The organism is Geobacter sp. (genome assembly GCA_009684525.1).
Taxonomy (GTDB): Bacteria; Desulfobacterota; Desulfuromonadia; order Geobacterales; family DSM-12255; genus Geoanaerobacter.
The window spans coordinates 39333-59450 of the sequence record WKKR01000005.1; the positions used below are offsets into that span (position 1 = coordinate 39333).

Annotated in this window: 19 protein-coding genes and 1 riboswitch; of the genes, 1 reads left to right on the forward strand and 18 read right to left on the reverse strand. The window is 58.0% G+C overall.

All coding sequences use genetic code 11. From position 1 onward, the window contains the following. Positions 1–58 precede the first annotated feature (58 nt). The 13 genes from GJT30_15045 to pal form a co-directional block, all read right to left on the reverse strand. Positions 59–1456 carry a HAMP domain-containing protein gene (locus tag GJT30_15045; GenBank protein ID MSM40930.1) on the reverse strand — a complete coding sequence of 466 codons (1398 nt, stop codon included), beginning with the start codon at positions 1454–1456 and terminating at the stop codon, positions 59–61. Then, entirely contained in the window at positions 1449–2147 is a 699-nt protein-coding gene (locus GJT30_15050) for a response regulator (GenBank protein ID MSM40931.1), read from the reverse strand. The genes GJT30_15045 and GJT30_15050 overlap by 8 nt, the downstream gene beginning before the upstream one ends. A gap of 9 nt (positions 2148–2156) precedes the next feature. After that, a complete protein-coding gene (locus GJT30_15055; GenBank protein MSM40932.1) occupies positions 2157–2801 on the reverse strand; it encodes a transcriptional regulator in 645 nt (214 codons plus the stop codon). Between the two features lie 34 nt (positions 2802–2835). After that, on the reverse strand, positions 2836–3015 hold the full coding sequence (locus tag GJT30_15060) for a hypothetical protein (GenBank protein ID MSM40933.1): 180 nt from the start codon (positions 3013–3015) through the stop codon (positions 2836–2838). Continuing rightward, positions 3012–5000, reverse strand: coding sequence for a ferrous iron transport protein B (gene feoB, locus GJT30_15065; protein ID MSM40934.1), 1989 nt, complete (start codon positions 4998–5000; stop codon positions 3012–3014). The genes GJT30_15060 and feoB overlap by 4 nt, the downstream gene beginning before the upstream one ends. A gap of 64 nt (positions 5001–5064) precedes the next feature. Further along, positions 5065–5496 carry a transcriptional repressor gene (locus tag GJT30_15070; GenBank protein ID MSM40935.1) on the reverse strand — a complete coding sequence of 144 codons (432 nt, stop codon included), beginning with the start codon at positions 5494–5496 and terminating at the stop codon, positions 5065–5067. A gap of 143 nt (positions 5497–5639) precedes the next feature. Next, positions 5640–5969 (reverse strand): hypothetical protein, encoded by a 330-nt coding sequence (locus GJT30_15075; GenBank protein ID MSM40936.1) that lies wholly within the window; start codon positions 5967–5969, stop codon positions 5640–5642. Between the two features lie 135 nt (positions 5970–6104). Next, complete coding sequence (locus tag GJT30_15080; protein ID MSM40937.1) at positions 6105–6956, reverse strand: mechanosensitive ion channel; 852 nt, start codon at positions 6954–6956, stop codon at positions 6105–6107. A 15-nt stretch (positions 6957–6971) separates the two neighbouring features. Then, complete coding sequence (locus GJT30_15085) at positions 6972–8747, reverse strand: TRAP transporter large permease subunit (protein ID MSM40938.1); 1776 nt, start codon at positions 8745–8747, stop codon at positions 6972–6974. A 205-nt stretch (positions 8748–8952) separates the two neighbouring features. Beyond that, positions 8953–9318, reverse strand: a complete 366-nt coding sequence (locus tag GJT30_15090) for a TSUP family transporter (protein ID MSM40939.1) — start codon at positions 9316–9318, stop codon at positions 8953–8955. Between the two features lie 18 nt (positions 9319–9336). Further along, positions 9337–9816, reverse strand: coding sequence for a tetratricopeptide repeat protein (locus GJT30_15095; protein ID MSM40940.1), 480 nt, complete (start codon positions 9814–9816; stop codon positions 9337–9339). Positions 9817–9871: 55 nt separating this feature from the next. Next, the gene (locus GJT30_15100; GenBank protein MSM40941.1) at positions 9872–10273 is read right to left on the reverse strand and encodes a hypothetical protein; all 402 of its coding nucleotides are present in this window, start codon (positions 10271–10273) and stop codon (positions 9872–9874) included. 87 nt (positions 10274–10360) lie between these two features. Beyond that, the gene (gene pal / locus GJT30_15105) at positions 10361–10936 is read right to left on the reverse strand and encodes a peptidoglycan-associated lipoprotein Pal (GenBank protein ID MSM40942.1); all 576 of its coding nucleotides are present in this window, start codon (positions 10934–10936) and stop codon (positions 10361–10363) included. Positions 10937–11614: 678 nt separating this feature from the next. Further along, positions 11615–11689: riboswitch (cyclic di-GMP riboswitch) on the forward strand. Between the two features lie 101 nt (positions 11690–11790). On the opposite strand from pal, the gene GJT30_15110 reads away from it, so the two are divergent. Continuing rightward, entirely contained in the window at positions 11791–13986 is a 2196-nt protein-coding gene (locus GJT30_15110; GenBank protein MSM40943.1) for a hypothetical protein, read from the forward strand. 42 nt (positions 13987–14028) lie between these two features. Here the strand turns inward: GJT30_15110 and GJT30_15115 are convergent, their stop codons facing one another. The 5 genes from GJT30_15115 to GJT30_15135 all read right to left on the reverse strand — a co-directional run bounded on the left by GJT30_15115 (position 14029) and on the right by GJT30_15135 (position 20117). After that, positions 14029–14355 carry a hypothetical protein gene (locus GJT30_15115; protein ID MSM40944.1) on the reverse strand — a complete coding sequence of 109 codons (327 nt, stop codon included), beginning with the start codon at positions 14353–14355 and terminating at the stop codon, positions 14029–14031. A 75-nt stretch (positions 14356–14430) separates the two neighbouring features. After that, positions 14431–17094 carry a valine--tRNA ligase gene (locus GJT30_15120; GenBank protein ID MSM40945.1) on the reverse strand — a complete coding sequence of 888 codons (2664 nt, stop codon included), beginning with the start codon at positions 17092–17094 and terminating at the stop codon, positions 14431–14433. Positions 17095–17178: 84 nt separating this feature from the next. Further along, positions 17179–18369 carry a response regulator gene (locus GJT30_15125; protein MSM40946.1) on the reverse strand — a complete coding sequence of 397 codons (1191 nt, stop codon included), beginning with the start codon at positions 18367–18369 and terminating at the stop codon, positions 17179–17181. A gap of 119 nt (positions 18370–18488) precedes the next feature. Beyond that, a complete protein-coding gene (locus GJT30_15130; GenBank protein ID MSM40947.1) occupies positions 18489–19670 on the reverse strand; it encodes a serine hydrolase in 1182 nt (393 codons plus the stop codon). Between the two features lie 36 nt (positions 19671–19706). Beyond that, positions 19707–20117, reverse strand: coding sequence for a DUF2914 domain-containing protein (locus GJT30_15135; GenBank protein MSM40948.1), 411 nt, complete (start codon positions 20115–20117; stop codon positions 19707–19709). Between the last annotated feature and the right edge of the window lies 1 nt (position 20118).

A 20118-nucleotide genomic window follows, 5' to 3' on the forward strand; every position in this document is an offset into this window, starting at 1 on the left:
GCGACGATCTGACTATGTTTGAACAACCTGAGTTTTTCAACTACCGGCTGAAGCGGATTCACAACCGGCCGGCTCTCTGCGGGTTCCCGTCCTGAAGATCGGGATGGGAGCCTGCAGGGATGAGGACGGTGAACCTGCTCCCCTCCCCCACCCTGCTTTCGACCTCGATACGGCCGCCATGCGCCTCGACCAGCTCCTTCACGATGGCAAGTCCAAGCCCCATCCCACCGCCGGCTCCGCGGTAGAATCGTTCGAAGATGCGCGGTAGCGCATCGGCAGCAATGCCGCAGCCGGTATCCGTGACACTGATGGCAGTCCCGCCTGTGACCGGCTCGCTCTTCACCGTAACCGTCCCCCCTGCCGGCGTCGCCCTGAGCGCATTCCCCAAAAGGTTCACCACGATGCGGGAAAGCAGCTCCGGATCGGCATCTACCCTGTCGTCATCGGCAGCGGCAGACAGCAGCGCAACCCCTTTTTCGTCGAAGAGTGCCTGGTAGCGTTCCATGATCCCCGCCAGAAAGGGGCCGAGCTGCACTGACTGCCGCTGAAGGTTGAGGGAACTGGCCTCAGCAGATGACAGATCTTCCATGCCGGCTAAGAGCGAGGTCAGGCGGGTGGTCTCGTCGTGCAACGACTGGAGCTGCTCGCGGGACGAGGGGATCAGGCCGTCCATCATCCCCTCAAGCTCGCAACGGATGGCTGTCAGCGGGGTCCGCAGTTCGTGGGCGGCATTGGCAAAGAGGGTGCGCCGCAGCCGCTCCTGCAGTTGAAGCTCCTCAGCCATCCGGTTGAAGGTCTGGCCGAGACGGCCGATCTCGTCCCTGGCATGGGCCGGGACGCGGCTGGTCAGATCCCCCTTGCCGATCCCCTCGGCAGCAGCGGTGAGGAGCACCAGCGGCCTGCTCAACCTCCGGGCGGCCGCAATACCGACGAGGATGGCAATCCCCCCGATCAGCAGTGACGACCAGAAGAGGAAACGGCTCGCCCGCTCTTCGAAGATCGCCGGCCGCCACCGGGGAACGAAGCGGACCCCCAGGGTGCCGATCTCCTTGCCGTCGAGAAAGAGCGGATAAGGGGTATAGCTCCCCTGTGCCGTTGCCGGCAGATAGCCCGAAACAGCCAGGACCCGTTCACGGTCGGCAGCAGGGAGCAGCGACAGTGCCTGTGCCGTATCCATCACCACCCGTCCCGCGTGGTCGGTGAGCCGCACCTCCATCCCCAGGAGCAGGGCCCAGGCGCTGTGATCGGCCAGGGCCGGGGCTGCCCAGCCCCGCTGTTCCCGATACGCCCCTTCCAACCGGGCAGTGACCCAGTAGACCCGGTCCTCCAGCTCCCCTTCCCGGTAGCTGCGGAAATCGTCGATGATGAGCTGGCGGAAGATGAAGGCAGAGGAGAGCGCTACTGAGGTCGTGAAGAGGAGCAGGACCAGGATCTTGACGGCAAGGGGTCTACGCATCTTTCCTGCCGATGAAGCGGTAGCCGACGCCGTACATGGTCTGGATGTAAGTAGGGGAGCGGGGATCGTCCATGAGCTTTTGGCGGATATTCTTCACATGGGCGTCGATGCTCCGCTCATACCCTTCAAACTGATAGCCGAGCGCCTTCTCCACCAGCTCCTCGCGGCTGAAGACTTTCTGCGGGGTCGCAGCAAGGGTCAGGAGCAGCTTGAACTCGGTGGGGGTGAGATTCACCTGCTCCCCCCGGCGGAACGCGGCAAAGCTCTGGCCGTCGAGGCAGAGGTCGCCGCCATTGAAACGGAGCTGTTCCGCCCCGCCCAGCTCCTGACGCTGTGCACGTTTCAGCACGGCCCTGACCCTGGAGACCAGTTCGCGGGGGGAAAAGGGCTTGACCACATAGTCGTCGGCCCCCAGGGCGAAGCCGACCAGGCGCTCCTCCTCGGAGGCCTTGGAGGTGAGCATGATGATGGGAAACTCCCCCAGCTCCTTCAGCTCCTGGCAGACCTCTTCCCCTGCCATGTCCGGAAAGGTCAGGTCCAGGATCACCAGGAGCGGCAGCTCCTCGCCGGCAGCGCGAATGGCGTCCCTGCCGGTCTCGGCCAGGACGACCCGGTACCCTGCCTCCTGCAGGTACGCCCTGACCACGTTGGCAATCTTGCGGTCGTCTTCGGCAACGAGTATGGGAAACATGGGATTCTCTTACTTTCTGACGATGATCTCCCTGGCCATGGCAGTATCGACGGCAAATTCAGAAAACCCGACCCGAAAGATATACGAAGGGAACGTCTGCAAGAGCCGGATGCGATTCCCCGGCAGGACTCCGAGGGCCATCAGTTTCTGCATCTTCTTGTCGTCGCCGCTCTGTAGATAGGCAATATCCCCTTCTTCCCCCGATTTCAGCTCGGTCAGGGGGACCACTCCTAAGTCACCGGTCTGGCGCGCCGCTTCGCAGCAGTCGCCCGGTGGGATCGGCTTGCCATGGGGGCAGGTCGAAGGATGGTTCAGCATGGTGCAGAGCTTGGTATCGACCCCCTGATCCAGGAGGTGTTCGAACTGGCAGGCCTTGTCCTCGCCCGAATCGCCACGGATGTCCAACACGTCCATAATCAGCCGCTCGGCCAGACGGTGGCGGCGGATGGTCTCCCTGCCGGCCTCCCGCCCTTCCGGGCGATAGTAGATCCTTCCCTCCCTGATCTCCACCATCGCCAGGGAGGTCAGTTCCCGGTACGCCGGGTCGTCGGCAGGGACCGACAAGCTGTCGATCTCGACGAATCCCTTCCCTTCCTCTTCGATGGCGATCCACATCGCCTCCAGTATCTCTTCAGCCTTTTCGGTCAGTTTCATCTGCCCATTCTCCTTGTGCATGTGCCGTTTCGCTTTATTTCTGTGAGCCGAAAACCTTCTTGATCTTCTTGATGACCTGCGGTTCCGGCAGATTCTCGTACAGGCAACGGGGGCACCTGACCATCCGGCAGCTTCCCGGTTTCCCGCATCTCCCGCAAGAACGGATTCCTTCCTCTTCGGGGAACTCGTGTCCGCAATACCCGCAACGGATCATACCAGCCTCGTCACCAGCAGGAACTGGTTCAACAGATAACCGCTGCCGAACGCGAGTCCGCTGACAAAGAAGCCTATCCCGAGCGACACCTTCCACCCCCGCTCCCGCTTCATGACCAGGAACTGGGCCACGCAGGGGATGAACAGGGTCAGCGTCACCGCTGCAACCGTCAGCTGCCTGGGGTCAAGTATACCCTTGGTTTGCAGGTCGTAAAGACCGGCAGCGCCATAGTCGCGGCGGAAGAAACCGAAGATGAAGGCAACCGCCACCTCCTTCGGCAACCCCAACAGATGCATGGCAGGGGTCGACCAGTCAACCAGCTTGGCAAAGAAATCGGTGATCTTGCCGAGCCAGAGCAGGAAGGAGGCCAGGATGAACAGCGGCAGGATCTCCAGGAAATACCACTGCATCCGGGTGTAGGTCTTGGTGAGGATATTGGAAAGCTGCGGCATCCTCATAGGGGGCAGCTCCATGTAGAACATGGGGGTCTCACCCGGCATCAGGCGCGCAGCGAGAAAACCGATCACCAGGAAAATCAGCAGGAGACAGGCCCCCCAGACAAGGAGCGTCCCCGGCGTCTTGGAGAGCAGGGCAAGGATCACCCCCAGCTGCGCCGAGCAGGGGATGGCCAGTGCCAAGAGCAGGGTGGCAATGATCCGTTCGCGGACCGTCTCCAGGGTGCGGGTCACCATGGTCGCCATGGTATCGCAGCCGAAACCGAGCACCATGGGGATCACCGCCCGGCCGGTCAGGCCGATCTTCTTGAAGACCCGGTCCACCAGAAGGGCGAGCCGTGGGAAATAGCCACTGTCCTCAAGCAGGGAGAAGAAGAGGAAAAAGGTGGCGACAATCGGGAGGATGATCCCCACCGCATAGCGCAGCCCCAAGGTGATCACCCCGTACTCCCCCACCAGGAGCTCCTGGATCGCCCACCAGGGGATGAAGTCTTTGACGAGGCCGCTGATCCAGGGGTTAAAGATCCCCTCGAACAGGGTCCCCTCCAGGAAATCGACCAGGGTGCCGGCGCCGAAATCGCCAACGAACCGGTAGAGCCCGAAATAGAGGACGATGAGGAGCAACGGCACCCCGGTAAGCGGTCGCACCGCCAAATTGGAGATCCGCTCTCCCATGGTGACCCGCCGTTTGTCGGGCAACTGCAGGACACCCTGCAACAGGGCCGTGACGATCGCCTTGCGTTCCATGGAGAGGTCCAGGTGAAAGGTCTCGCGCCGGGAGAACGTGACCTCCCTGACCAGCTCCTCGATGGCCGGGTAGGTATCCCCTTCGGTCCTTCTCACCAGGGCCGCCACCTCCTCATCACGTTGCAACAAAAGCAGCGCGAGGGAACGGTTCGAGAGAGGATATTCCCCCTGGAGCATGCGGGCTATCTGTTCGATATCCCCTTCCAGGCGGCGGCTGTAGCCGAAAACGGCGTGACTCCCCAACCGGTAGCCGCGAATGGCCCTTCTGATATCGTCGACTCCCCTTTTCTTGGCGGTTGCGGCAGCAATGACCGGCACACCGAGCTTCTCGCTCAACAGCGGGAAATCGAATGTCAATCCCAGCCGCTCCGCCTCATCCATGATGTTGACCACCAGGATCACCGGCAGCGCGGCATCGATGAGCTGCAGGGTCATCGGCAGCATCCGTTCCAGGTTGCGGCCGTCCACCACGTGCAGCACCACGTCGGGACGCTCGGTGAGGAGGATCTCCCGGGCCACCCGTTCTTCCTCGGTGATCGGGAGCAGCGCGTACATGCCCGGTGTATCGATGACTTCGCACGGTTCGCCCTCGATCAGGGCCGAGCCACGCGAAACCTCCACCGAGGTGCCGGGATAATTGGAGACCGTGACATAGGCACCGGTCAGGGCATTGAACAAGGCGCTCTTCCCCACGTTGGGGTTCCCCACCAGGGCAACCTTCTTCTTCCGCAGGCTGGCATCTGCTGCTGCGTGACTGCTTGGCTTCCGTTTAAACAGGGACATCCGAATCACTTCCTCCCGGCGTGTTGCTTTTGAAAATCACTTTCATTTATTGCACATAAAAAAACTACTTCTGACAGAGGGAACAGACACCATAGAGTTCCAGCTTATGGTTCTCGATGAGGAACCCGTGGCTCTTTGCCACCTCCTGCTGAAGCTGTTCGATGGTCTCGTTTTCGAACTCGATGATCTTGCCGCAACGGGTGCAGACCAGATGGTCGTGATGCTCCCCTTCGGTGGCATGTTCGTAGCGGGTCTGCCCGTCGCCGAACTGGATCTCGCGGGCGATCCCCGATTCGGCAAAGAGCTTCAGGGTACGATAGACGGTGGCATAGCCGATATTGGGGTTTTTTGCACGGAGCTTGAGGTAGAGCTCCTCGATACTGATGTGACGGGCAGAAGCAAGGAAACAATCGAGAATGACGTCACGCTGGCGGGTAGACTTAAGCCCCTTCTGGGTGATGAAATCGCGAAATGCCTTCTTTTTGGCCTGTTTCACTCAGCTATCCTTATTGAAAGTGATTTTCATCTTACGTATCGTTTCCGAGATCGTCAAGCAAATTCTTTACCTTTGCGATAGAAAATCGCAGGTGCTGTGTTTGCTGCCTGTGGGCAATGGGGTGAAGCCACGAACATCTTTGCCTAAATCAACTCGTAGACGATGAAGATGCAGATGAGCGCCATGAATGTCAACGCGACAAAGAAGAGTTCCTCTGCCAACCGTTCGATGCGATGTTGGCGTTCCTTCCGCCTCAATCTCAAGGCTGCATAGGAAAGCACGCATGCACCGAGAAACATCAGGGCATCAAACGCGAGCAATTCCTCACCGATACTCCTGACACTGGACAGGCGGCGATTGATGATGAAAAGGCTGATGACCGTCAGGCAAACACCGACCAGTGTGGCAGAGACGGAAAATACATGTATGGTGATGTCTATTTCAATCGATTCCGGGGAATGATCTTTTAACATACGGTGCTCCGTGGATTTATCTCAGGGTCGTGCCTACTGTCATGTAAACAGCATCTTGATCGCCATATTCATTAGGATGGCTCAAACATAGTGTGTTCACGCTCAGTACTCACTCGTCGTCATAGCCACAACTCCTCACCTGATACGAACATCGCGCTGAGGGAAGGGTATCTCAACACCGTTCGCAGTGAACTTGTCATAGATCGCAAAATTGAGTGCGCTGATGAGAAGCCCCTTGCGATGTGCTAGGCTGGTGCTCCAGGCCCGAAGTTCGAAAGCAAGTCCGCTTTCGCCGAATTCCATCAGACGAACTCCTGGGGCGGGCTTCTCCAGAACATCGGGGTTTTCGGCCGCAGCCTCCAGAAGTAGCCGCTCCACCAGCCGCACATCGCTTCCATAAGCTACGGAGACGGGAATCCGGAACCGGACCTTGGGATCGCCATGACTCCAGTTGACCACGTTCTCAGTAACGAACTTCGAATTGGGGACGATGATGGCGATGTTATCGTTGGTCACCACCGTCGTACTCCTACCGCTGATCTGCACCACGTCACCCTCCACGTTCCCGACCACGACCCGGTCCCCTACCTTGATGGGCCTTTCAAAAAGGATGATCAGTCCGCAGAAGAAGTTGTTGATGATGTTCTGCAGGCCGAAGCCGAGTCCAATGCCGACAGCGCCGGCCAGGACATTGAGGGCGGTGAGGTCGATCCCCGCGGTCTGGAGGATGATGACGAAGCCGACGGCGATGATGAAGTAGCGGATGATGGAACCGGTTGCCTGCCGGGCGCCAACCTCCATTCGGGTCTTGACCAGAGCCCGCTCCACGATCCATCTCCGGAGCTTGCCGGAAAGGTAGAAGAGAAGAACCATGAGGATAATGAGGTAGATGACCGTCCAAAGGGTAATCTGGGTAACCCCGATGGTGAAAAGCTGGACCCCGAGGTACTCCTTCATGCGTGCGAGCCAGAATGTGAGTGTTGCCATGTATGCCTCCATTGCCTAAAACGGCCAGAACCAGGGAATCATAATAGTGGCCAGCAGCCAGAATAAGAGATTGAGCGGTGTGCCGACCCGGAGAAAGTCAACATAGCGGTAATGGCCCAGACTGTAAATGAGTGTATTCGTCTGATAACCGACCGGGGTCATGAAAGCGGCCGAAGCTGCATAGGTAACTGCCATGAGAAAGGGACGCGCATCGACGCCATACGATTCGGCAACGGCGATGGCAATGGGGGTGAGAAGAGCGGCGGTGGCGTTGTTCGACATGAGCTCCGTCATGAGAGATGTCATGATGTAGAAGGCGGAGACGAGTGCCCGGGGTCCAAGAGCACCAACCGTATCCACGAGGGTGTTGGCAATGAGCAGCGCCGCGCCGCTCGTTTCCATCGCCTTTCCCAGGGCGAGAACCCCTCCCAGCAGGAAGATGACCTTCCACTGGATAGCCCCATATGCCTCCTCCAGAGTGAGACAGCGGGAAAGCACCATGAGGACACAGCCGAGGGTGGCGCTCGCCAGGATCGGGAGGAGCCCTGTGGCAGCGCTCCCGACGACGAAAGCGATAATGGCGACAGCAATGACCATTCTTCTCTTGCGGAAGGTAGGAAACTCCGCCTCAGAGACGAGGACAAAGGTTTTGTCCTCCCTGAGCTGGTCCAGGTGATGCTTATCCATCTCGAAGAGAAGGACATCGCCGGCACGCAGCTCCATCTCCTCCAAGTGTTCCCGCATTACTAACCCCCGGTGGCGGACAGCCAACGCGGTAAGACCGTAGCGAGATCTGAAGCGGGCTTGTTTGAGGGAGCGACCGTCGAGGGTGGAACCGCCGGCAATGACCGCCTCCACCAGGACCGTCTCCTCCTCTTTTCCCCCTTCTCCCGCTTCCACCTCTTGCCTCAGAACGATCCCTTTGCGTTCCTGAAGCTTGCGGAAGTTTTCCAAGTCGCAGCGCACCTTGAGGTGGTCTCCGGCCTTAAGTACGAGCCGGTCGGAGGGTTCCTCTACCCGCCTGCCGTCGCGATAGACATCAAAGCTCCTGATGGCAAGGTCCCGCAAGAGCGGTGAGTCGGCCAACACAGTGCCGACCGAGAGCGCCTCGGACTCCAGCACGATTTCAACAAGGTAGTCGCCGATGCCGAACTGCTTGCGAAGATCCTCTTCTACTTTCCCTTCGGGAATGAGACGAACGCCGATAAGGAGCATGTAGAGGCTGCCGACGACCAGGATGACGACACCGAACGAAGTGAACTCGAACATGCCGAAGGGAGGCTGGCCGTGTTTGACGGCAATTGAGCTGACGAGGATATTGGTTGAAGTGCCGATGAGGGTGCATACCCCGCCAAAGAGGGCACTGAAGGACAGGGGCATGAGGAGCTTGCCGGGACTGATTTTGAGCTCTTGGGCAAGTCCAAGTACGACCGGGATGAGGATGGCAACCACGGCAGTATCGTTGATGAAGGCAGAGAAGGTGCCTGCGGTGAGCATAAGCAGTATGAGAGCGAGCCAGAAGTTCCTCTTGCCGACTTGCACGAGCTTCGCACCGACGAAGTTTACCGCTCCAGTGCGGTAGAGGCCGGCGGAAAGGATGAACATTGAGCCAACCGTCACCGTCGCCGGGTGGCTGAAGCCGCCGATCCCTTCCTCGGGAGTGATGACCCCGGAAATAAGGAGACCCACCATGACCATGATCGAAACGAGGTCGATAGGCAGTTTCTCCGTGGCGAAGAGAATGACTGCCGCTACGACGAAGGCCAGGACAATCGCGATTTCGACGGTCATGGGTCTCCTTTCAGTGCCATTTCTTTGTTCTCATCATTTTTCCGGCCCCGATGGTGATCAACGATATTCCGCTGGAGAGCAGCGCCTCAATCTTGGCATCCTCCTGTAGAATCGGATCGACGAGCCAGGTCGGCAATGAAGAGTAATCAGGTTCTATCAGATCCAGGGAACTGCATGTGTGTCTTCTCCTCAGAGTCGTTCTTGTCTAATGTCGCGCCATCAACATCTTGATCGCAATGATCAGGAGCACGGTACCGAATACCTTTTCCAGTACTACGCTCGACAGGCTGGTGGCTATCTTGGCCCCGAGCAACCCCCCCAGCAGAAAGCCGGCACAGACAAGGGTAGCTATCTTCAGGTCGACGTAGCCTTGGCGGTAATAAGTCCAGGCGGCGAGTATCCCGATGGGAGGGACCATCAGGGCCGTGGTGGTACCTTGCGCCTTCAACTGCGAGAGGCCAAAGACCAGCACCAGAGCCGGTACGATGATAACTCCCCCGCCAATCCCCACCAGGCCGCTTAGTATGCCGGCTGCCGCCCCCAATACCACGAATGAAATGTTGGTTCCCATATCGCCCCCATTTTCCGGTTATTTACGCTTCGTCTTTACCTTTTTTCTGCGACTTTTCTTGTATTTCTTTTTATAGTGTGCTTTTCCCGCCGAAAGGTCCTCCCGGATGGTATTGAGGAGCATTCTCGGCTCTGCCAGCCTCGGATCTGCCTTTTTTGCCGCCTCCAGGGATACTCTGGCTTCGGCCATCCGACCGGTCTTCAGGAAAAGCCTGCCAAGGGCATTGTGCCCTTTGGCGTGCAAAGGCTGCAATTCGACCGTTTTCCGGTACTCTTCGATTGCAGCGGGAAGGTTCTTCCTGAACTCATATACGATCCCCAACCGATAGTGACTGTTTGCATCATCGGGAAAGAGTCGCGTCCCCTCTTCCAACAATTCTGTCAAACCCTGATAGTCTTTCATTTTCACATACAGCGAGATAAGCGCAAGCCGTGCATCCATTTCATCCTGCTTGAGGCGGAGGACTTCACGATATTGGCCGACTGCCTTGTCGAGCATCCGCTGTTTGCCGTAGAGAACCGCCAGCTCCCGATGCCCTTCGAGGTTATCTGGATCAAGACCGCGGATCAGCCTTTCCCATAAGCCCTTTGGTCAGTTCTATGGCTGCTTCAGCCGCCTTGCCGCTGCCTAGCAACAGAAGTCCGAGATTCCCATGGGCTTCGGGCAGAGAACCGTCTAGGGAAATGGCTTCCCGATACGTGGTCAATGCACCTGCGGAGTCGCCATTGCGCTCCATCTGCAGTCCCCGGACAAAAAACGCAGATCCGCCTTCGGGGCAGAGCGCAATGATCCGTTTCTCCTCTGCTGCCCGCAGGTCATCCTCTTTCGTGCTTGACAACTCATGCACGGCATTTTTTGACTCAGCACAACGATCCACTGCACCAAATCCCCAGGCAAACCCGCAGGAAACAAGCATAAAAAGCGATAACTGCAGCACTTTAAAGACTCTTCTCATCCCTGCGCCCTCATAGTCTGCCAGGCCGCAGGAAGAGATTGCGATCTCCCCCTGCGACCCGGCTCTGCATAGATGGTTGCTCTGCAGTTAGTTGCTGTTGATGCTGAATTCATCGCGCCGGTTCTTGGCCCACGCAGTTTCGTCATGACCGGGATCTGCGGGTTTTTCTTCACCATAACTGATCGTTGCCAGCCGCTTAGCCGGTATGCCCAGGCTTATCAGGTATTTTTGGGCTGCCAGCGCACGTTTTTCTCCGAGCGCAAGATTGTACTCGGCAGAGCCTCGTTCGTCGCAATGCCCTGCAATGGTGATCATCCCCCCCGGCTTTGCAGTAAGGAGTTTCGCATTCTGCGCCAGAACGGCACGCGCAGTAGAGGAAATACTCGGCGAGTCAAACGAGAAATAGATGTTCTCCAGTGCTGATGCGCTCAAGCGATCAATCGGCTGACCGGTTGCAGATTGCACCGTCCCGGCATAAGGGGTTTTCCCGGCTGTCTGCACCGTGGCATCATGTGCCGTGTGCCCCGAAGCAGGGTTGTTCACCTGAGCCGCTTCCCCGGAAGTTGATGCAGGCAATGGGTTATCCTTTTTGATCAACTCCTGCTTGGCGCAGCCAGTCATGAAGAGAACCGCAACAGCAGCACCACACAGAAGATAGCACATAGGCCTGTTTATCATGTCTTTGCCTCCTTATTGCGAAATATTGAAAAGAATGATGAATAACCACGCAAAGGATTCACGTATGGACAGAAGGCCGGAAAAAACAGTTGGCCGGTTCCGGACGCATCCCTTCCTGCGACGCGGTCATTGCGAGAATATGGTGCAAAAGGATTGTCTCAGACAATCAAACGGGGTGGGGCTCGGCTGAAAATACAGGAAACTGCAACGGCTGGAGAAGGTGGGTGGGAGTAATGGACGGATAACGTACTGACTTGGGGAAATACCAGCGTGAGGGCATTGCAGACGAACTCACCGGAAACTAGATCTTTGCAAACCGACTGGTTAACGCTTTTTGCTGAGAATTCCACCACTGCACGGTGGGTAGGTTTTGGTACCTGGGGAGGTGAAAGATTGGGGGGCCTCATCCCTAAAAAGGCAAGACATGTGGCAACCACGGCAATGATCACCAGACCCTGCCAATTATGTGAACTCTTCCGTCGCATAGTTCTCATCGACCAGAAAATACTCCAAATTCGGGATATTGACAAGAGCGAGTATAATGGCTTGCCAAGGCAGCTCCCGCCTCCCCTCTCATATGAGAATATGGTGACATTCATCACCTCCCCATCCCGCTTTCTGAACGATACTTTCACTACAATTCAACTGAGTCTTTCCTCTGATAAACGATAAGACTAAACCGTCAGCAATGGCGGGACGGAGAGCCCAAGGGTCTCACGCAGACAGCCGGGTGCCGAACTATCAGATGTTGATACGTTCGCGCCCGGCTTTTTGTTGTGCTCACACGTTGTGAGAATCGCTTGAGGGCATTTCCCGAATGCAGTTTATTGGAGGCACCCGTGAACTTTCGACTCGACCCATCCCTTTCCCATGTTGCAATCGAAGAGCCCTTTCTCTACGAGGCATACCGCTCGGTAAAGTCTGTCGCACCTCTGGACAAAGAGATCAGCCCCAATGAATGCGAAGCATACATCTGCTCCTCCAAGGAAAATGGGAAACAGATGCTCTACATCGCCTTCTGGGAGGTGCCCAAGAAGACAAGCCATGTCTTCATACCGGGAAAGCAGCCCTGCAGCACAGCCGAATACCAGAAATGCTTCGAGCAGGCACAACTCTTTGTCACAAGCCAGGGATTTGCCCTCGAACAGATAAAACTCGATTACAGCACTGCCATGCGTCAGGTTATCTGGGGAACCATCAAGGTCCTCAAGGCCCCGAAAGAGGGAGCCAAGAGTTCTGTTGCTCCTGCGCCGCATCGCCCGGCACTCGAAGTCGTCAAACCTGCAGTGAAACCTTCTTCACCCTCTTCCGATACACAGACCGTCCAACAGGTTTCTGCCCACACTTCAGCAGCCGTAAGCGTGTCGAAAGTCATCGATCTCCCTGCCCCGGCAAAGGCCTCGTCCGGAAACACCGATTCAGTTTTGGACACTGCCACTGCTCCTGGGGCAGAAAAGCAGGAAGCCGTTTGTGACAAACACCAGCTTCCGAATGAGCAACTCGCCCCCCTGCAACAACGAATCACGTTTCTTGAAACCGAGTTGGCCGACAGCCGTTCTAACGTAACGAGCCTCAACGAACGGATCAAAACCCTGCAAAGTCAATACGAAGCAGATCTGAACGCACGGGACGAAGAGAAGGGCTTGCTGCAATCTCAACTGCTGCTCAGCTCAGAAAAACTCGACTCGATTCACCGTCAACACGAGGAGAAACTCTCCTGCGAATCAACGGAATTGGGGCAGCGGATTGACGCGTTGACCGACGAACTCGCCGAACTGCGAGATCAACTTGCCGCAAAGGCAGCGGAAACCATTTGCGCAGAGAAGATGCGGGAACAGGTCCAGCGGACCCTCGATGCAACACAGGAGGAATATCAGCTTTTCCAGGCGTCACATGCCGAAGAAATTGCCATCATGACGGAAGAACTGGCCCTGTTGCAGGAAAAGGTTGCCGAACTCGAAGGGGCAGCATCCCAGGAGCGAGAAGTTGCCGAACGCTCATCCATGGAATTGGAACAGACCATGGACGCTGTCCGCCAGATGAGGATCGATGCGGAAAAGGAACTAGAACAAGCGAGAATCGATAAAGAACAGGTGGAGCGGGTAGCAGCCGCAGCGCTCAACTCGGCACGTGCCGAGCGAAAAGAGCTCATGACAATGATCGAAGAGCTGGAACAGGAAAACAATCGGCTCAAGGAAGAATTGGAAACGGAAATTTCCGCTGCAGGCATTCGGGAAGAGCAAGCCCTTGCAGAAGTTGCACGGCTTCGGCACGAAATGCTGGTCAGAGAAGAGGTTACCACACTGGAGTTTGCCGGACTGCGGACAGAACTGCGGCGACTCGTCGAAGAGCGCGCTTCAAATGGAACGGGATGCCCGATGGTCGAGACATACTCCGTACCGCGGGAAGAGGAAGCGATTCTCAGGGAGAATTCCGACTCTTCAGAGGAAATCAGTTATTCCGTGGTACTGGATACGTGCGAATCGATAACCATCCTTCCCCCTGAAGAGGAAGATTCGGCAGCGATCTTCGAACCGATTCCGGAAGTTGGCAGCGAACTGTTCCCGGAACTTGACAATGTCATCTTTCCGGAAATGGGCGCCTCTGCCAACTCCGAATTTTACGGCAGCGACGGTCAGTCCGCCACCGAGTTCCGCCCCGACAGATCCCTCTCCGCCGTACCCTGCCCGGCACCGGAAGCCATAATCGCCTTGTACGAATCCGCCAACAAGATCCAGACCGTACCGGACGGGTTCAGCATCCAGAAAAGCGGCGGGTTCATCTACGCCATCATGCGCAACGGCAAGGCCGAGGTCTACCTCGTCTGGCAGATGCTGGAAAGCAATCAGGCACTGATCTATACCCCGCTTCAGCAGCCCATGGATGAAGAAGGATTCCAGAAGGTCCTGCAGGATGCCCTTTTTTACTTTGAGAGTGTCGGGTTCATGATGGCACCCGTGGATCTGAGTGCGCCGAAGTCCCGCACCAGCGCTCTGATAAGATCACCATTCCTCAACCACGCAGTGGGATTCTGAAAGGAGCGACATCCCTGTGCAGGAAAACCGGCCCGACCGCGATCACTTGTGTCGGTTCATCCTGTACCGCAACACCAGTTGTGTCACGATGTCCAGTAGCACGACCCCGGTAATGATCACCAGCAGAATATTGTTCCCGCGGAAAAAGGCCAGGCAGTTGAAAAACATGTAGAGCGTCACCATCAGGGTGAGCAGCCTGCGGATCATCTGCACCGTTCTGGGAGACGGCTCGGTATCCACCGCACCAAAACGGGCGAGGAGCGGCGAAACCAGATAACCGATTGCCGCATCAACGATGATCAACAGCCAGTTCAATATAAAAAGCTGCAGCAGGTACGGCTCAAGCACGACAGCACCCTTCCTTCCCATACGACTCATGGAAGAATAAAAGGGACAGAGTTCCCAGACTCCTGTCCCTTTCCGTTTTGCCACCCCCAGCTATAGCTACTTGAGACGCCTGATCTTCTCCAGGCTTTCCTCCAGCACCTTTTTCTTTGAGGTGACTTCAGCCAGCTTCTCCCGTTCCTTGACAACGATCTCGGCAGGGGCACGATCGACAAAGCTCGGGTTTTCAAGCTTTTTGGAGAAGAGATCAATCTCCTTCTCTATCTTGGCGATCTCCTTGAGCAGGCGCTTTTCCTCCTCCTCCACATCCACCAGACCCTTGAGCGGTACGATGATCTCCACGTCACGGGCCACCTGCAGGGATGCATCGTTCGGACGGTCGACCCCCTGGCCGATGGCCAGATCGGATAAACGGGCGAGGCTCATGATGTAGACCTCGTTCTGCCTGAGCAGGTTCAGGCTCTCCGCAGACCCACAGTCGAGGATCGCGGCGATTTCGCGCGAAGGAGCCACCTCCATCTCGCCGCGAATGTTGCGGATCCCCCGGATCACCTCCATGACCAGCTCCATCTCGTTCGCTCCGGCGCGGAAGGCATCGCGCTCGCTGCTCGGCTGCGGATAGGGGGCCTGCATGATGCTGGGGCACTCCTTTTCGCCCGGCAGAGCCTGCCAGATCTCCTCGGTGATGAACGGCATGAAGGGGTGCAGCATCCGCAGCAGCTCCTCCAGGACCTGCCAGAGGATATAGCGGGCGGTCTGGCGGCGTTCCGGCTCGCCCCGGTAGAGATCGTCCTTGACCAGTTCAATGTACCAGTCACAGAATTCGCTCCAGGTAAAGCGGTAGAGCGTACTGGCCGCATCGTTGTAGCGGTACTCGGCCAGGGAGGCATTCACCTCCCGCGCTGCCTCGTTGAGTCGGTAGCAGATCCAGCGGTCGGCATTGCTGTAAATCAGACTGCCGGCATCGACCGCAGCGGGATCGAACCCTTCCAGGTTCATCAGGGCAAAGCGGGCGGCATTCCAGAGCTTGTTGGCAAAATTCCGGTACCCCGCAATCCGCTCTTCGGCCAGCTTGATGTCGCGCCCCTGGGCGGCAAAAGCGGCCAGGGTGAAACGGAAGGCATCGGTGCCGTAGGCATCGATCACCGTCAGGGGATCGATGACGTTCCCCTTGGACTTGCTCATCTTCTGCCCCTGGGCATCGCGCACCAAGGCATGAATGTAGACCTCGCGGAACGGCACATCCCCCATGAAATGCAGCCCCATCATCATCATCCGTGCCACCCAGAAGAAGAGGATGTCGAAGCCGGTGACCAGGCAGGCCGTGGGGTAGAAGGTCTTGAGCTCGGGGGTCTGATCCGGCCATCCCATGGTGGAAAAGGGCCAGAGCGCCGAAGAGAACCAGGTATCGAGGACATCGGTCTCCTGTCTGATGTTGGTCGAACCGCAGTGCGAACATGCCGCGGCATCGGCCCGACTCACCGTAATCCCTTCGCAGTCGTCGCAATACCAGGCGGGAATCCGGTGACCCCACCAGATCTGGCGTGAGATGCACCAGTCCTTGATGTTCTCCAGCCAGTCGAAATAGGTGTTTTCCCACTGCTGGGGGACGATCCGGGTCCGGCCGTCCTTTACCGCAGCGAGTGCCTGATCAGCCAGCGGGCCGACCTTGACATACCACTGCAGCGACAGATAGGGTTCCACAACGGTTTTGCAGCGGTAGCAACCGCCGAGCGCAAGGTTATGATCGTCGATTTTTGCCAAAAGCCCCTGCGCGTCCAGGTCCTCGACGATCCGCTTTCGGGCGGCAAAGCGTTCCGTGCCGCGGTACGGGCCGCCGTTTTCGTTGATGAAACCGGACTCGTCAAAGACATTCACCAGTTCGAGGCCATGGCGACGGCCGACCTCGAAATCGTTGAAATCGTGGGCAGGGGTGATCTTGACCACCCCGGTACCGAACTCCCGGTCCACGTATTCGTCGGCAATGATGGGGATCTCACGGTTGACCAGCGGCAGCAGGACCATTTTCCCCACCAGGTCGGCATAGCGCTCGTCCTCGGGATGGACCGCGACCGCGGTATCGCCGAGCATGGTCTCGGGGCGGGTAGTGGCCACCACCAGGTGCCGGTCGGTGCCGATGACCGGATAGCGGAGATGCCAGAGATGGCCCGCCTTCTCCTCGTGCTCGACCTCGATGTCCGACAGGGCGGTATGACAGCGGGGACACCAGTTGATCAGCCGGTTGTCGCGATAGATCAGCCCCTGCTCATAGAGAGAGACGAACACCTCGCGGACCGCGCGGGACAGCCCCTCGTCCATGGTGAACCGCTCCCGCTCCCAGTCGCAAGATGCGCCGAGCCGCTTCAACTGGCCGATGATCTGCCCGCCCGACTCGGCCTTCCAATGCCAGACCCGCTCGATGAATGCCTCGCGCCCCAGGTTGTGCCGGTCGGTCCCCTGTGCGGCAAGCTGCCGCTCCACCACGTTCTGGGTGGCAATCCCCGCATGGTCGGTGCCCGGCATCCAGAGGACGTTGCAGCCGCTCATCCTCTTCCAGCGGCAGAGGATATCCTGCAGGGTGTTATTGAGGGCATGCCCCATATGCAGGGCGCCGGTAACATTGGGCGGCGGGATGACAATACTGTACGGCTGCCCGCCTGAAGCCGCCTCGGCGTGAAAATAACCTTTACTTTCCCATTCCCGGTACCACGTCTCTTCTACCGCCTTCGGTTCATAAACCTTGGCCAGTTCCCTCTCCGCCATAATCCAACCTCATTGATCGATATCGAATAAAAAAGGGGATTTACATCCCCTGTGTTACGCGTTGTACAGCGCCGGTTCAGCTCCCTATTGCGCCACCCGCTCCTTCAGTTTGCGGATCTCTTCCTTGATCAGGGTCTCGGCCAGATCGGGCACCACCTCCCAGACAACCTTCTCGATGACTTCACGGGAAAGCTGGGAGAGGATCATCCTGAGTTGGGCTTCGCCAAAAGGTGCAGCCGCTGCTGCAGGTTCGTCGACCGTCGCGGGCTCAATGCAGGAAGCTGTTACCGGTACCGGCTCTTCCGGAACCGGCTCCGCGAAGACGTCAGGCTCGGCAAATCGGGCCGGCTCTTCTGCCAGATTGGCGAGCGGTTCGCCCATTCCAACGGTAAAGGTTTCACCCGCCGGCGTCGGCTCCTCGTCCTGGAACTGATACATCTCCTCTTCAACCGGCTCCCATTTGGCATCGAAACCCTGGCTGGCAAACGAGGGCTCCTCGGCAGGTTGCTCAGGCTCCGGCTCCTCGTCGGCAAAGGCGAAGCCCGCTGGTTCCTCCGGAAGCGCCGGGGCGCTTTCCACTTCTGCGACAGGCAGTGCAGCCGGCTCCTCATCGAGATCGGTCAGGTCGAAAACCCCCCACGGATCGTCTTCAGGTGCAGCTTCCACCACTTCGACGGCAAAATCCTCGGGCGGGGCAGGAGCTGCCTGAAACGCCGGCATGATCTCCGCTTCAGACGCAAGGAGTGTGTCGTCGAACATCTCCGGGATGGGTTCGAACGAAAGAGGCGGCTCAGGAGCCGCAAATTCCCAGGGCTCGGCGACCGGCGGGACAAAAATCGGTGCCGGTTCGGCGATCGGGGCTGCCGGTTCGGCGGGTGGGGGCACCTGGGCCTTTGCCCGTTGCCGGCCGAGTTCAACCAGCTTTGTAACCTTCTCCACCAACTGCTGGGATTCAAAAGGCTTGGAGATGAAATCGTCAGCGCCGCACTGCTGCGCCCTGGTTTCGTCAAATGGTTCGAAGGCCCCGGTCATCAGCAACAGGGGCACATGCTGCAGCCGGCTTTCGGCGCGTATCTCCTGGCAGACCTCATAGCCGTTCCTGCCCGGCATCAGGGCATCGACGAGCATGACATCGGGCACAATCTCCCGGGCTTTTTCCAGGGCAGCCACGCCGTTATCCACCACCGTGAGATCGTAATCCTCATTGGCGAAGATGATTCCGACCACCTTCTGGATGGTGATGCTGTCATCGGCGAGGAGCAGTCTGATGCCCATTTCTTCCTCCACGGGCGGGAACGCCGACGGGGCGGCGGCCCGGAAAGCGCTTTTATGGCTGGATAATCGCGTGAAACGTTACCATGCAAGCGGCCAAGTGTCAAGTTTATTAGCGTTTTTCAACGCCCGGCAGTCACCGACTGGAGCAGCTCTGCAAGCGCTCGCTGGGGGGCGAGCTGTGCCGCGACAATGGTCGACAGATCACTCCGCAAACGGCTCAGTTCACGGGGATGCCGGTAATCGATCCGGGCAGTAAGCAGCACCACGAACACGTCGGCATTGGGATCGAGCCAGAGCGACGAGCCTGAATAACCGGTATGCCCGAAGGAGGTCTCGGAAAATCCGGTGCCCCGCGGCGCCGAGTAGGGAGATGCTATGTCCCAGCCAAGACCCCGAACCACATCGCCGCCACGAGCGAAATAGGGGGCGGTCATCTGCTCCACTGCCCGGGGGGAAAGCACCTGTTTCCCCTCCAGGTCGCCCTGGTTCAAGATCATCATGCAAAACCGTGCGAGATCGCCCGCACTGCTGAACAGTCCGGCATGGCCGGCCACCCCTCCCAGCTGGCGGGACAGATAATCCTGCACCTGCCCCGTCATCATGGTCCGCTCCCCGGTCAAGGTGGAAGAACAGCGAAGTGCCCGCTCCTGATCGGGATTGAACAGGGTATCCCGCATCCCCAGGGGGGCATAGAAATGCTGTGCGGCATACTGGTCGAGAGGAAGCCCGCTTACCCGCCGGACAATCTCCCCCAGGAGGATAAAATTGATGTCGGCATAGCGGAACCGGCTCCCCACCACCCCTTTCGGCTTCTGGCCGGCAGCGCCTGCTATGGCGCTCTGCATCGGCGCTGCGGAGCTCAAGGAAAAATCATCCAGGCCCGAGGTATGGGTCAGCAGGTTCCAGATCAGGAGATCCTTCCGGCCGGAAAACTCGGGGAGCCATTTCCCCACCTGATCGACCAGCGAGAGACGTCCTTCTTCAGCCAGCTTGAGTATTGACGGCGTAGTGGCTACCACCTTGGTCAGCGACGCAATATCGAAGAGACTCTCCACGGCCATCGGGCCGGCGCTCTGCTCCGTCGAAAGCCGCCCATAGGCCTTTTCAAACAGTACGCCCCTGCGAGTCCCTACCAGCACGACGCCACCGGCTATCAACCCCCTGGAAATCCCCTCCTCCATGAGGCGGTCGACCTGTTCGGATCTGAATGCCTGGATATTCAGGGCATTGCCGTTGCAGGCCCCAGGCACGAGCAGGATAAGCAGCACCAGACAGCATATGTGAGTAAGATATTTTTTCATGGTTGCGGTGCAAAAAAGGGGGCTGCCGCCCCCTTGTCAATTCATCCTGAATGTTACCGCCTTCAGCAGCTTGCCTTCGGCATCGAGGGCCTCCACACGCCACTCGCCGGACCACCCTTTTTCTATTGCCTTGCGGCTGTATGTCCGCCAGCGTTTTCCCTTGACCGGCAGCTCATATTCGGCGACCTTCTGGTTGTCGCGGTACCAGACATGCTTGATGGTGGTCTCGCCATCTTCCTCGGCAGTCGTGCGCGTAAAACAGAACAGCTGCTTCACCGAAGCCGATGAGATCCGGTGTACCGAATCGATGGGATTGCCGCGGACGATCTTGGTGGTGACCGCCATCTCGGTAATCCTCACATTTCCGTTTTCCGCATACCCCATTGCCACGCTAAAGGCGATAATAAGAAATATGCTCAAAACAGTTACTACGGAGAAACGCTTCATG